Source organism: Micromonospora sp. WMMD964, assembly GCF_029581455.1.
GTDB lineage: Bacteria > Actinomycetota > Actinomycetes > Mycobacteriales > Micromonosporaceae > Micromonospora.
Window position 1 is genome coordinate 3,311,592 of the sequence record NZ_CP120860.1, and the last position, 12,127, is coordinate 3,323,718.

General features: G+C 71.6%; 13 protein-coding genes. 5 read left to right on the forward strand and 8 right to left on the reverse strand.

Annotation, left to right across the window (positions count from 1 at the left end):
* Positions 1-20: 20 nt before the first annotated feature.
* Complete coding sequence (locus tag O7616_RS15325; RefSeq protein ID WP_282307426.1) at positions 21-1,382, reverse strand: MFS transporter; 1,362 nt, start codon at positions 1,380-1,382, stop codon at positions 21-23.
* A 76-nt stretch (positions 1,383-1,458) separates the two neighbouring features.
* Between O7616_RS15325 and O7616_RS15330 the strand changes: the two genes are divergently transcribed.
* Positions 1,459-2,499: a LacI family DNA-binding transcriptional regulator gene (locus tag O7616_RS15330; RefSeq protein ID WP_282307427.1), complete on the forward strand. Its 1,041-nt coding sequence runs from the start codon at positions 1,459-1,461 to the stop codon at positions 2,497-2,499.
* 52 nt (positions 2,500-2,551) lie between these two features.
* Here O7616_RS15330 and O7616_RS15335 read toward each other — a convergent pair whose 3' ends face one another.
* Both O7616_RS15335 and trmB read right to left on the reverse strand, forming a co-directional pair.
* Complete coding sequence (locus O7616_RS15335) at positions 2,552-5,065, reverse strand: DEAD/DEAH box helicase (RefSeq protein ID WP_282307428.1); 2,514 nt, start codon at positions 5,063-5,065, stop codon at positions 2,552-2,554.
* A gap of 104 nt (positions 5,066-5,169) precedes the next feature.
* Positions 5,170-5,799: a tRNA (guanosine(46)-N7)-methyltransferase TrmB gene (gene trmB / locus O7616_RS15340; RefSeq protein ID WP_282307637.1), complete on the reverse strand. Its 630-nt coding sequence runs from the start codon at positions 5,797-5,799 to the stop codon at positions 5,170-5,172.
* 208 nt (positions 5,800-6,007) lie between these two features.
* Here trmB and O7616_RS15345 point away from each other — a divergent pair, with 208 nt between their 5' ends.
* The gene (locus O7616_RS15345) at positions 6,008-6,745 is read left to right on the forward strand and encodes a hypothetical protein (protein WP_282307638.1); all 738 of its coding nucleotides are present in this window, start codon (positions 6,008-6,010) and stop codon (positions 6,743-6,745) included.
* A gap of 274 nt (positions 6,746-7,019) precedes the next feature.
* Positions 7,020-7,685: a class F sortase gene (locus O7616_RS15350; RefSeq protein ID WP_282307429.1), complete on the forward strand. Its 666-nt coding sequence runs from the start codon at positions 7,020-7,022 to the stop codon at positions 7,683-7,685.
* Positions 7,686-7,812: 127 nt separating this feature from the next.
* Here O7616_RS15350 and O7616_RS15355 read toward each other — a convergent pair whose 3' ends face one another.
* Positions 7,813-8,037: a GntR family transcriptional regulator gene (locus O7616_RS15355; RefSeq protein WP_269680043.1), complete on the reverse strand. Its 225-nt coding sequence runs from the start codon at positions 8,035-8,037 to the stop codon at positions 7,813-7,815.
* Between the two features lie 242 nt (positions 8,038-8,279).
* On the opposite strand from O7616_RS15355, the gene O7616_RS15360 reads away from it, so the two are divergent.
* Entirely contained in the window at positions 8,280-8,483 is a 204-nt protein-coding gene (locus tag O7616_RS15360) for a hypothetical protein (protein ID WP_282307430.1), read from the forward strand.
* A 227-nt stretch (positions 8,484-8,710) separates the two neighbouring features.
* On the opposite strand, the gene O7616_RS15365 is transcribed toward O7616_RS15360, so the two are convergent.
* Positions 8,711-9,352 carry an alpha/beta hydrolase gene (locus tag O7616_RS15365; protein ID WP_282307431.1) on the reverse strand — a complete coding sequence of 214 codons (642 nt, stop codon included), beginning with the start codon at positions 9,350-9,352 and terminating at the stop codon, positions 8,711-8,713.
* Positions 9,319-9,585 carry an alpha/beta fold hydrolase gene (locus O7616_RS31170; RefSeq protein ID WP_348773867.1) on the reverse strand — a complete coding sequence of 89 codons (267 nt, stop codon included), beginning with the start codon at positions 9,583-9,585 and terminating at the stop codon, positions 9,319-9,321. The genes O7616_RS15365 and O7616_RS31170 overlap by 34 nt, the downstream gene beginning before the upstream one ends.
* Positions 9,586-9,899: 314 nt before the next feature.
* Between O7616_RS31170 and O7616_RS15375 the strand changes: the two genes are divergently transcribed.
* Entirely contained in the window at positions 9,900-10,868 is a 969-nt protein-coding gene (locus O7616_RS15375; RefSeq protein WP_282307432.1) for a zinc-binding dehydrogenase, read from the forward strand.
* 117 nt (positions 10,869-10,985) lie between these two features.
* Here the strand turns inward: O7616_RS15375 and O7616_RS15380 are convergent, their stop codons facing one another.
* Together O7616_RS15380 and O7616_RS15385 are read right to left on the reverse strand one after the other, a co-directional pair.
* On the reverse strand, positions 10,986-11,303 hold the full coding sequence (locus O7616_RS15380) for an antibiotic biosynthesis monooxygenase (protein ID WP_282307433.1): 318 nt from the start codon (positions 11,301-11,303) through the stop codon (positions 10,986-10,988).
* Between the two features lie 19 nt (positions 11,304-11,322).
* A complete protein-coding gene (locus O7616_RS15385) occupies positions 11,323-12,120 on the reverse strand; it encodes an exodeoxyribonuclease III (RefSeq protein ID WP_282261081.1) in 798 nt (265 codons plus the stop codon).
* Positions 12,121-12,127: the final 7 nt, after the last annotated feature.

Consider the following 12,127-nt stretch of genomic DNA (forward strand, 5'->3'; position numbering starts at 1 on the left):
GTGTCGTGCGGGCGGCCGGGTCACCGGACCGCCCGTGGCAGCGCGCCCAGCACCAGCGCGGCGCCGACTGCCATGATCGCGAAAACCATCCCCATTCCGAACGCGTCGGTCAGCGGCCCCACCACGATCGGCGCCGAGATGGCACCGACCCGGGACAGCGCCGAGACCATGGATGCCGTCCGGGCCGGGGGAATGCCGTGCCGCACGCTGAGCTGGTCTGCCGAGCCGAAGAGCAGCGGGAAGGCCGGCCCGGCCCCGAAGCCGGCCACGGCGACCGCGACCAGCGCCCACCACACCGGAGCGGCGAGGAGTGTGCACAGCAGACCCACCACCACGGCCGTCATCATCGTGGCGCCGCTGACCGCCGCGACTCGGGCCTGGCCGACCCGGGACACCGCCGCGTCCAGTAGCAGGCGCGAGGCCAGCAGTCCGGCTCCGAAGAGCACCGGTGCCGCGGCCGCGACCTGCGGTGTCGCGTCGAAGCCGCGGCTCAGCAGAAGCCCGGTCCACTCCTGCCCCGGGCTCTCCACATAGCTGGCGGCCACCGCCGCGAGCCCCAACACCGGCAGCACGTACCGCAGCCGACGAAGGGTACGCGCCGGTCGCGCCGGGCTGTCGCCCGTCCGGACCGGCGTGGACGGGCCGACGCCCGTCCGGACCGGCGTGGACGGGCCGACGCCCGTCGTGGCCGGTGTGGACGGGCTGTCGCCCGTCGTGGCCGGTGTGGACGGGCGTCGGCCCGTCGGGGCGGAGGCGGGCGGGCCGTCCACCGGCGGGGTCGGCGCGGGCGTGCCCTCGGCCACCATCCCCTTGCGGCCGAGGGCGATCGCGAGCTGGGCGGCCAACGCAACCGTGGCGGCGAGGCCGACGTGCAGGGCCACCGGCACCCGGAGCCCGGCGGCGACCGTTCCGAGCACACCCGCCCCGGCCAGCGAGAGTGACCAGGTGGCGTGCATCCGGCCCATCAGGGTCGTGGCGCGGTGCTGCTGCACCCGGACCGCGAAGGCGTTCATCGCCACGTCGTGTGCGCCGTCGAGGACGCCGAGTAGCAGCAGGGCCCCGCCCAGCAGGATCAACTGCGGTGCCCACGCCACGCCCACGGCCAGCAGCGCGTAGCCCGCCCCGGCGAGCAGCGTGGCCGACCGCTCGCCGACGGCGCGGGCGAGCAGGGGAGCGACGAGGGAACCGAGCAGCCCGCCGATCGCCGCCGCGAAGAGCACCACACCGAACTGGGTTTCGCTGGCGGACACCCGGTCGGCGATCTCGGGGAAGCGGGTGAGCAGGCTGCCGTAAAGTGCGCCGTTGACCGCGAAGGCGACCGCCGGTATGCGCCAGTCGCTGCTGGTGCGGCCGTCCAGGCCGTCCGCGACATCGACGCTCATGTGGCTAACTTATACGTATCAGAGGACCGGCACAACGCAGGGAGGTTCTCCAGTGCCCAGCGATCCACCCCCACGGATGCGAGACGTCGCGCGAGCGCTCGGCGTCAGTCAGGCCACGGTGAGCAACGCCTTCAACCGGCCCGACCAGCTCAGCCGCGAGCTGCGCGACCGCATCCTGGCCGCGGCACGCGACCTCGGCTATCCCGGCCCCGATCCGATCGCCAACACCTTTCGCCGAGGCCGCACCGGCGCGATCGGGCTGATCATCCACGAGCCCCTGCAGTACCTCTTCGAGGACCCCGCAGCCCGCCTGACCATGGCCGGCGTCGCCCGCGTCTGCGGTGAACACGGCTCCTCACTGGTGCTGGTGCCCCGCGCCGAGCCGGGCCTGCCGGACGTCGTTCCCACCGCGCTCGTGGACGGGTTCGTCGCCTTCTGCGACCCCCTGGAACCCGAGCGGCGGGAGCTGCTGCGGGCCCGGCGGTTGCCGGTCGTCGGGCTCGACGCCCCGGTGACGCCGGGAGAGCCGTACGTCGGCATCGACGACCGCGCGGCGGCCCGCGCGGCGGCGGCGCACCTGGTCGACCTCGGTCACCGCCGGATCGGCGTGATCAGCTTCGCGCTGGCCCGCCACGCGGAGACCACGGTGGTGCCCGCCGGGCTCGACGCGCCCACCGGGTACGTCGCCAACCGGGCCCGCCTCGACGGCTACCGGGACGCGCTCGGCCCCGCGCTCTCCGACGGCGACGGCCGGATCGTCGTCGTCGCGGCGCGCGGGGTCGAGGAGGCCGACGGGGCCGCCGCCGCGGTGCCCCTGCTCGACCACGCCGAGCCGCCCACCGCGATCCTGGCGATGAGCGACCGGCTCGCGCTCGGTGCGATCGCCGAAGCCACCCGTCGCGGCATCGACGTCCCCGGTGACCTCTCCGTCGTCGGCTTCGACGACGTACCGGCGGCGGCAGCGGCCGACCCGGCGCTGACCACCGTGCGGCAACCGCACGCCCGCAAGGGCGCGGAGGCGGTACGCATGCTCCTGCGGCCCGCGCCGACCCGTCAGGCCCTGATCCTGCCGACCGAGGTCGTCGTCCGCGCCTCGACGGCACCACCTCGGCGGTAGGCCGCTGCCGTCCCGGCTGGGCCGCCCCCGAGGGGCCGTCGGGGCAGCCGCCTCAGAGTTGACCGACGTCGGTGATCCGGACGACGGCGGCACCGACCTCGTCCGAGGCCGCCAGGTCGACCTCGGCGCTGATGCCCCAGTCGTGGTCGCCGTCCGGGTCGTCGAAGATCTGCCGCACGGTCCACCGCTCCCGACCCTGCTCGATCATCAGCAGCGCCGGCCCCCGGGCGTCCGGACCGACCCCGATCGAGTCGTACGCCTCGAAGTACGGCCCCAACGCGTCGGACCACGCGTCGTAGTCCCAGCCGTCCTCGGCGTCCAACTCGGCGAGCAGGTCCCAGCGGCGAAGCGCGGCCAGCTCGACCCGACGGAACAACGCGTTGCGCACCAGCACCCGGAACGCCCGGGCGTTGCGGGTGACCGCCGGAGGCCGGTCGGTGAGCGCGGCGTGCGCCTGGGCGACCTCGGCCACGTCGGACGGGTTGCGCAGCCGTTCCCACTCGTCGATCAGGCTGGAGTCGACCTGGCGGACCAGCTCGCCCAGCCACTCGATGAGGTCGATCAGCTCCTCGGTCTTGGCGTCCTCGGGCACGGTCTGCCGCAGCGTCTTGTACGCGTCGGCCAGGTAGCGCAGGACCAGGCCCTCCGAACGGGTCAGCCCGTAGAACTGCACGTACTCGGTGAAGGTCATGGCCCGCTCGTACATGTCCCGGACGACGGCCTTGGGGGAGAGCTGGTGGTCGGCGACCCACGGGTGGCCCTGCCGGTACATCTCGTAGGCGGCCTCCAACAGCTCCGCGAGGGGCTTCGGGTGGGTCACCTCCTCGAGCAGTTCGAGGCGGGCCTCGTACTCGATGCCTTCGGCCTTCATCGCGGCGACCGCCTCACCGCGCGCCTTGAACTGCTGCGCGGACAGGATCTGCCGGGGGTCGTCGAGGATCGACTCGATCACGCTCAGCACGTCGAGGGCGTACGACGGGGACTCGGCGTCGAGCAGTTCGATGGTGGCCAGGGCGAGCGGGGAGAGCGGCTGGTTGAGGGCGAAGTCGAGCTGGAGGTCGACGGTGAGCCGGATCCGCCGGCCCGTCTCGTCCGGCTCGGGCAACTCCTCGACGACACCGCCGGCCCGCAGCGCCCGGTAGATGGCGATCGCCCGGCGGATGTGCCGGCGCTGCGCGGCGGCGTCCTCGTGGTTGTCGGTGAGCAGGTGCCGCATCGCGCTGAACGCGTCCCCGGGGCGGCCGATGACGTTGAGCAGCATCGAGTGGCTGACCTGGAAGCTCGACGTCAGCGGCTCCGGCTCGGCGTCGACGAGCCGGTCGAAGGTGGGCTGGCCCCAGCCGATGGAACCCTCCGGTGGCTTCTTGCGGACCACCTTGCGCCGCTTCTTCGGGTCGTCCCCGGCTTTGGCGAGCGCCTTCTCGTTGTCGATGACGTGCTCGGGGGCCTGCACCACGACCCGGCCGATGGTGTCGTAACCGGCGCGACCGGCCCGCCCGGCGATCTGGTGGAACTCCCGGTTCTTGAGCAGCCGGGTGCGTACCCCGTCGTACTTGGACAGGCCGGTGAACAGCACGGTGCGGATCGGCACGTTGATGCCGACGCCGAGGGTGTCGGTGCCACAGATGACCTTGAGTAGGCCGGCCTGGGCGAGGGTCTCCACCAGCCGGCGGTACTTGGGGAGCATGCCGGCGTGGTGCACGCCGATGCCGTGCCGGACCAGCCGGGACAGCGTCTTGCCGAAGCCGGCGGTGAACCGGAAGTTGCCGATCGCCTGGGCGATCATGTCCTTCTCGGCGCGGGTCGCGACGTTGACGCTGGTCAGCGCCTGGGCGCGTTCCAGCGCGGCGGCCTGGGTGAAGTGCACCACGTACACCGGGGCCTGCTTGGTCTCCAGCAGCTCCTCGAGCGTCTCGTGCAGCGGCGTCATCGCGTACGAGAAGATGAGCGGGACCGGCCGCTCCGCCGAGCGCACGACGGCGGTCGGCCGCCCGGTGCGCCGGGTCAGGTCGTCGACGAACCGGGTGGTGTCCCCCAGGGTGGCGGACATCAGGATGAACTGGGCCTGCGGCAGCTCGATGATCGGCACCTGCCACGCCCAACCCCGGTCGGGTTCGGCGTAGAAGTGGAACTCGTCCATGATCACCTGGCCGACGTCGGCCCGGTCGCCCTCGCGCAGCGCCAGGTTGGCCAGGATCTCCGCGGTGCAGCAGATGATCGGGGCGTCGGCGTTGACGCTGGCGTCGCCGGTCAGCATGCCGACGTTCTCGGCGCCGAAGACCTCGCAGAGCGCGAAGAACTTCTCCGACACCAGGGCCTTGATCGGCGCGGTGTAGAAGGTCGTCCGGTTGTCGGCGAGGGCCGCGAAGTGCGCCGCGATCGCCACCAGGCTCTTACCCGAGCCGGTCGGAGTGTTCATGATCAGGTTGGCGCCGGAGACGATCTCGATGACCGCCTCCTCCTGATGGGGGTAGAGGTCGAGGCCGCGCTCCTTCGCCCAGCCGGCGAACGCGTCGAAGAGGGTGTCGGGGTCGGCGCTTCTCGGTAGCGCGGCGGTGAGCGTCATAGCCTGTCCATGGTGCCTGGATCATGCCCCGGTACGCCAACCCGGCCTCCGCCGGCCCCTCCACGGGCAGCCTCCGCCGGCCCACGGCGGGTGGCCTCCGTCGGTCAGCGGCGTCGGTAGATCAGGTCGGCGACCGGTCGACCGGCCGTGATCGCCCGCCGCTCGAACTTCGTCACCGGGCGGTGCGCCGGACGCGGCACGAAGCCGCCGTACGCGTCCACCAACTCCGGATCCGCGTCCAGGGTCTCCCGCATCGCCTCGGCGTACTCGGCCCAGTCGGTCGCGCAGTGCAGCGAGCCGCCGGAGCGCAGCCGGGACCGCAGCAACGCCACGTGCGCCGGCTGGATGATCCGCCGTTTGTGGTGGCGCGTCTTCGGCCACGGGTCCGGGAAGAAGACGTGCACGGCATCGAGCGCACCCTCGGGCAAGCCGCTGACCAGGGACAACGCATCGCCCTGCGCGACCCGTACGTTGCGCAGGCCACCCCGCTCCACCAGGTCGAGCAGGTTGGCGATTCCCGGCGTGTGCACCTCGACCGCCAGATAATCTCGGTCCGGGTCGGCGGCAGCCATCGCGGCGGTGCTGTCGCCCATGCCCGAGCCGATCTCCAGCACGACCGGCGCCCGGCGACCGAACAGGTCGGCCAGGTCGACGGGCACGACCGGTCCGTCCGGCACATCCAGGCCGTACGCGGGCCAGAGCCGGCCCAGGGCGTCGGTCTGCCGGTCGCTCATCCGACCCCGGCGGGGGTGGAACGTGCGGATCGTCCGGCTCACGGGCGGGACGGCGGGGTCATGGTCGGTGGTGGTCACAGCGACCCGAGCGTACGCGACCCCGTCGGCTGATCGGATGTGATGTGCGACCGGAAATGAGAGGATCCAACTGGTACGGCAGGTCGGGTGCTCCGCTGCCCGACACGGCCGCACGGCGTCGAGAGGGGGCATCGTGACAGTGACCCGTGGCGGCGTGATCCTTTCCGTACTGGCCGCGCTCGTCGGCCCGCTGCTCGCCGGCCCATTGCTTGCCGCCCCTGCTGCGGTCGCTGCCCCTCCCTCGCTTGCCGGTTCTGCCGCGCTCGCTGCCCCTCTCTCGCCTGCCGGTTCCTCCGTGCCCGTCGTGTCCGAGCCGGTCGGCGCGGTGCTCGCCGCCGCTGCGGCCGTCGACGCGGCGCTCACCGTGCCGCAGCACGCCGCGGCAGCGCCCGCGCCGCAGCCCGGAGGGCCGCCCGGTGGCGCGCCCCAGCCGGGGCCGGTGGACATCTTCGTCGAGGTGAGCCCGAGCACGGTGCAGCCCGGCTACCTGGTCGGCATCCGGGCCAGCTGCCGGGACAACTCGGTGGGTGCGACGGTCGTGTCGGACGCGTTCGGCGCGGTCGGCGTGCAGCCGCAGCGCGGGGTGCTCACCGCCGCGCCGATGGTGCGCGAGCGCACCCGCCCCGGCAACTACCGGGTCAAGTTGGAGTGCCGGGACGGCGAGACGGCCTCGACCATGCTCCAGGTGGTCAAGAAGGTGCCGTCCCCCCAACCCAGTCGGGGTCCGGCCACCGGCTTCGGTGGTGGTGCCGGCGGAGTCACCGGGAGAATGCTGCTGCCCGTCGGTGCGGCGCTGACCATCAGCGGGCTGGTCCTCGCTGTGGTGGCGCTGCGTCGGCCGCGTCTGGTCCGTGGCGCCGGGCGCTGAGTCGGCCATGGAGATCTTCCGACCCGCGTCGCCGCCGCCCGGTCCCCGCCCGTCCCCGGGTCCCCGCCCGTCGTCGGGCCCACGCCCAGCCCCCGACGACCGCCTCGACGACCGCCGTGCCCGGGACGACCGCACGCCGCCGGATGACCGCTTCGACGACCGGTTTCCGCGTGACGACCGGTTTCCGCGTGAGGACCGGTGGCCGACGGACGATCGCTTCGACGTCCACCGGCTACCGCTGGACGACAGTCCGCTGAGCCCCGAGCGCCCGACTGTGGCCGCACGCCCGTCGACCGCCGTCACCCCCCGGCGCAGCCGACCCACTGGCCGTAGCCCGTGGTCGGTGCCGCTGGCCGTGGTGCTGGTGCTGGCCGGGGTCTTCGCCACCGGGGCGGGGTTGGGCCGCTCGGTCGGCCCGTTCGACTTCGCCCCGACCGGCGGCGACCGACCGCCCCGCAGCGAGTCCGTCGGGTTGTCGGCCAGTCGCCCGGTGCGCCTCAGCATCCCGTCGATCAAGGTGGCCGCGCCGGTGGAGCCGGTCGGGCAGGCACGGGACGGCTCGATCGCCGTACCGCCGTTAGAGAAGCACAACGAGACCGGCTGGTACGACCGTGGGCCGACGCCCGGCGAGCCCGGCCCGTCGGTGATCGTCGGGCATGTGGACACCAAGACCGGCCCGTCGGTCTTCTACGACCTGGGCAAGCTGAAGCCCGGCGACCTGATCGAGGTGGCCCGCGCGGACGAGTCGGTGGTGGTGTTCCGGGTCGACACCGTCGAGCACTTCCCGAAGGACCAGCTTCCCGCCGAGCGCATCTACGGCCACGACGGGCCGCCCGGTCTGCGGTTGATCACCTGCGGCGGGCAGTTCATCGGCGGACGCACCGGCTACGCCGACAACGTCATCGCCTTCGCCACCCTCCAGTCCTCCCGCAATTCCTGAGGCAGCCCTCTATAGCGCTTGATCCACTCCGGATCGCCGAAGTTGGGGTATCCCCGCGGCCCGGATACCCCCAGTTCGGCGAACCCGAGTGGATCAAGCGCCGGGACGGCCTGTGGGGCGCAGCGCGCTACTCGGCCTCGGCGACGAAGACGCCTTGGCCTTGCTGTCCGTAGACGAGGTTGCGGTCATGCAGCTCTTTGACTGCGCGGTACGCGGTTGACCGTGCGACGTTGTAGATCTCGCCGATCTCCGAGACGGACGGCAACTGGTGCCCAGGTCGGTATTCACCGGAGCGGATCTTCTGCTCGATGTCGTCTGCGACGCGGCGGTAGTGCGGTGGTCTGGTTGGCATGATCGACTCTCCTGGACTTCAGCGGAGATCATGTTTCCAGCCCTGGCACGAACAGGACAAGGCGACGAACCAGCAAAGTGGATACAGTGAGAACTTGACTACACTGAGACAGTGGATACAGTGAGACAGTCGGGTGGTTCTGGACTTCAGCACTCCGAGGTATCCGGCGCCCCCCCCGGGGAGCAAGACGTCAGACTCTGCCCCCCGGGGCAGTTACTTCCGGACGCATGGAGGTGTCGCACATGCCCATCGACGAGCCGGTGTCCAGGGCGACCGAGTTGTTCGTGGCGAAGCGCGTACTCGACGCGCATTGGACCCGGGCGGTCGATCGGCCGTGGCGTGCAGGTGGCTGTCGAGAGTGCCGAGGTGACGGTGAATGCCCGCAACTCGACTGGTCGCTGGCGCTCCTGGCGGACGTCGCCGCCGTCATGTTCCAGAAACAGTGACCACTCGACCCGCACGCTGCCGACAGCGGCAATGCGACCCTCCAGTCCTCCCGCAAGCAGTGACCGCGCGCTAGCGTTTGATCCACTCGCCTTCGCCGAAGTTGGGGTATCCCCGCCGCCCGGACACCCCCAGTTCGGCGAACCCGAGTGGATCAAGCCTTGAGTGGGCGCGGCCCCGCCGGGTTGAGGACTCGACTCGGCGTCGGCGTCCGCGGGTCGGGCGGGCGTCAGCGCAGGAAGTCGAGGAGTTGGCGGGTGGTCTCGTCGGGTGCCTCTTCCGGGATGAAGTGTCCGACCGGCACGGGTTCGCCGCGTACGTCGTCGGCCCACTCCCGCCAGATCGCGAGCGGGTCGTCGTAGAGCTTCGCCACCTGGCCGTGCCGGCTCCAGAGGAACAGCACCGGGCAGGCGATCTTCCGGTTCCCCCGGTCCGCCTCGTCCTGCTGGTAGTCGAGCGTCGCGGCGGCGCGGAACTCCTCGCAGATCGCGTGCACCGTCGCGGGGTCGCTGAACTGCTCGGCGTACGCCGCCCGTACCTCGGGCGGGAAGGCGTCCTTGACCTCGGGCCAGGTGTCGAGCATGAAGTCGACGAGCACCGCGGGCGCCGCAGCGATGAACTGCTCGGGCACCGGTGCCGGTGCCGCCAGGAAGGACCAGACCCAGTAGGAGAGGCTGAACTCCTTGTCGGCGCGGTTGTAGACATCTCCGATGGGGACGACGTCCATGACGGCCAGCCGGGTGACGACTTCCGGTTCGTCCAGCGCCAGACGGTACGCGCAGCGGGCCCCGCGATCGTGGCCGACGAGCCGGAACCGCTCGTGGCCCAGGCGCCGCATCACCTCGATCTGGTCGCGGGCGATGGCGCGCATGCTGTACGGCTCGTGCTCGGCGGTGCTCGGCGGTTTGCCGCTACCGCCCAGCCCCGCAGGTCGGTGGCGACGACCGTGTACTTCTCGGCGAGCCGTGGCGCGACCCGGTGCCACATGAGGTGCGTCTCGGGAATGCCGTGCAGCAGCAGAACGGGCGGACCGCTTCCGCCTCGGCGTCCGTGGATCCTCGCGCCGGGCGTGTCGATGTCGAACTCTTCGAACCCGTCGAACATGACCAGGCCCCCCGCGCCTTGGGATGCGCCCTGAACGAACGGCGTGGAATGGCTGGCAGGGCGACTGGTGGCCGATTACCGCTCGGTCTGCCTCGACGCTATCAACGGCGACAGACGGTCCGGCGCGATTCGGCTGCGGTGCTGGCTTGGGTTCATCTGTGGGTGTGGCGGCGCGGCTCGGACGTCGCCGTGAACTCCGCCGTCGATCTCCCGACCTCCCGCTTGACTTCAACCAGCGTTGAGGTCCTAGCGTCGCTGACACGAGGTGTGGAAGCGGATCCGAAGCGCTGGACCGCGGCTGATCGGAGACATGCGTGCGGGCGATCCAGGTTTCCGAGTACGGGGGTCCAGAGGTTCTGATCCTGGTGGACCTGCCCGATCCGCAAGCCGGGGAGGGGGAGGTCATCGTTCGGGCCGAGGCCGTGGACACGATCTACGTGGAGACTCAGATCCGCGGTGGCTGGGGCGAGGCGTTCGGCGTTATCCCCCCGTACGTACCGGGCGGCGCAGCGGCGGGAACGATCATTTCCGTCGGTCCGGGCGTCTCTGCGTCCTGGCTCGGCCGCCGGGTCGTTGCGGGTGCCGGGACGCGGGGTTCCTACGCTGAACTGGTTCGTGCCGGCGTCGACCGGCTGGTGCCGGTCCCCGACGGCCTTGGCCTGCGGGAAGCGGCTGGCCTCGCACACGACGGCGTGACCGCCATGGGCATCATCGACGGAGTCGGCGTCAAGCCGGGCGACCGGGTGCTGATCCTGGCGGCCGCGGGCGGCATGGGAACGCTGCTTGTCCAGCTCGCACACCGTCTCGGTGCGCAGGTCGTGGGAGCGGCCCGTGGCGAGGACAAGCTCACACTGGTACGACGGCTCGGCGCCGACGCTGTCGTCGACTACGCCGGTGACGGATGGACCGACGCGGTACGCGAAGCCTTCGGTGGTCGGTCGGTCGATGTGCTGCTGGACGGTGTCGGGGGAAAACTCGGCAGCGACGCCTTTCAGTTGGTGGCCGACGGCGGGCGGGTCTCGGCCCATGGGGCGGCGAGTGGCGACTTCGCGGAGATCGACCTACAGAGTGCACAGGCGCGCGGCATCGATCTGTACGGCATTGCGGACGTTCAGTTCGAGGCGTCGGAGATGGTGCGGCTTGCGGGCAGGGCCCTGACCGAGGCGGTGCAGGGGCGGATTCGCCCGGTGATCGCACGCGAGTATCCACTGCCTTCCGCGGCTGAGGCTCACCGCGCGATGGAGGCGCGTTCGATCCCGGGCAAGGCCCTCCTCATTCCGTGAGGCGGGTTGCGGACCGCTGGGCTGAATCTCGGCGATCGGCGCTTCGCGTCACCGGCCGGTCGTCGCATCACCCCGACTGTCAATCCGGGCCGTTGCTCGCGCAGAGGCGGCCGCCAGCTAGGACTGGGGGACGTGCAGCGCCACCTCGAACTCCAGCAGGCTGGCTCCGGTGGAGACCGGGGGACGCGGCTTGTCGCCGGGGGCGCTGGCGTGGGCGGCGCGCGACGGGCCGGCGGCCCACGCCTGGTACGCCTCCTCGCTCTCCCACTTGGTGTAGACGAAGTAGCGGGTCTCGCCGGCCACGGGGCGGAGCAACTCGAAGCCGAGGAAGCCGGGGGAGTTCTCCACGGTGCCGGCTCGGGCGGCGAACCGCTTCTCCAGCTCGGCGCCACCACCGGGCGGGACCTCGATAGCGTTGATCTTCACGATTGCCATCTGCCCACCCTAGCCAGGCTCAGAACGTCTCCACCGCAGGCACCAGGTCCGCGTCGACGACGATCGGCGCGTGGTCGGAGGGGCCCTTGCCCTTGCGCGCCTCCCGGTCCACGTAGGCCGAGCGGACCGCTCGGGCGAACGGCGCGGACGCGTACACCAGGTCGATTCTCATGCCCTTGTTCTGGTGGAACATCCCGGCCCGGTAGTCCCAGTAGGTGAAGGGGTGTGGCCCCTTCATCGGGGTGGGTACGACGTCGCTGAGGCCGAGGTCGCGCAGCGCGGCGAGGGCTGCCCGCTCGGCCGGGGTGACGTGGGTGGAGTGGGTGAAGACCGCCGGGTCCCAGACGTCGGCGTCGGTCGGGGCGACGTTGAAGTCGCCGCTGACCACCAGCGGAAGCCCGCCGGCCAACTCCGTGTCCAGCGCGTCGCGTAGTGCCGCGAACCAGGCCAACTTGTACGCGTAGTGCGGGTCGTCCGGCGTCCGGCCGTTGGGCACGTACACCGACCAGACCCGGACCCCGTCGCAGGTCGCGGAGATGGCCCGGGCCTCCGGGGCGGGGAAGCCGGGCTCGCCGGCGAACCCGACCCGCACGTCGTCCAGCCCGACCCGGGACAGGATGGCGACCCCGTTCCAGCGGCCGTCGCTGTGGCTGGCGACGGTGTAGCCCAGTTCGCCTACCTCGGTCACCGGGAAGGCGCCGTCCGGGCACTTGGTCTCCTGCAGGCAGACGACGTCCGGCCCGGTGTCGGCCAGCCACTCCAGTAGCCGGGGTAGGCGGGCCTTCACCGAGTTGACGTTCCAGGTCGCCAGGCGCATGCCCCCA